The following is a 528-nucleotide window of genomic DNA, read 5'->3' on the forward strand; positions in this document are numbered from 1 at the left end:
ATCTGCCACTTGCAAACTTTACTTGCTACCCTTTAAAAGGGTCAACTACATCAAATGTTAACTGCTCGCTTAATTGGTCTGTCTTAAGTTGATTTCTTATATATTCTTCTATTTTCTTTGCATTCTTTCCTGCTGTATCTACATAATATCCTCTACACCAAAATTGTCTTCCCCTATATTTGTACTTTAAATTTCCCCACCTTTCATATATCATTATGCTACTTTTACCTTTCAAAAAACCCATGAAGCTTGATACTGATATTTTTGGTGGTATCTCCAATAACATATGAATGTGATCGGGACAAACTTCCGCTTCTATGATATTTACTTCTTTCCAACTACATAATTCTCTTAATATTGCTCCTATTTCTAGTCTTTTTGATCCATAAAATTCTTTTCTTCTATATTTTGGTGCAAATACTACATGATATTTACAATTCCATTTAGTATGTGATAAACTATGAGTGTCATTTAACGATGTCATTCAATACCTCCTTGATTTTTTATTTTGCAGTTGGCAGACCGCAA

Annotated in this window: 1 protein-coding gene; it reads right to left on the bottom strand. The window is 32.0% G+C overall.

Annotated features, from left to right (window positions below; all coding sequences use genetic code 11):
• Positions 1-25 precede the first annotated feature (25 nt).
• Positions 26-484 (bottom strand): IS200/IS605 family transposase, encoded by a 459-nt coding sequence (tnpA, locus tag WKS98_RS09950; protein ID WP_498916732.1) that lies wholly within the window; start codon positions 482-484, stop codon positions 26-28.
• Between the last annotated feature and the right edge of the window lie 44 nt (positions 485-528).

This window comes from Lagierella sp. ICN-221743, assembly GCF_037890055.1.
Taxonomy (GTDB): Bacteria; Bacillota; Clostridia; order Tissierellales; family Peptoniphilaceae; genus Mediannikoviicoccus.

Bases quoted from the DNA above. Each gene is read 5' to 3' on its own strand.
- tnpA (WP_498916732.1), bottom strand. From the start codon at position 484: ATGACATCGTTAAATGACACTCATAGTTTATCACATACTAAATGGAAT.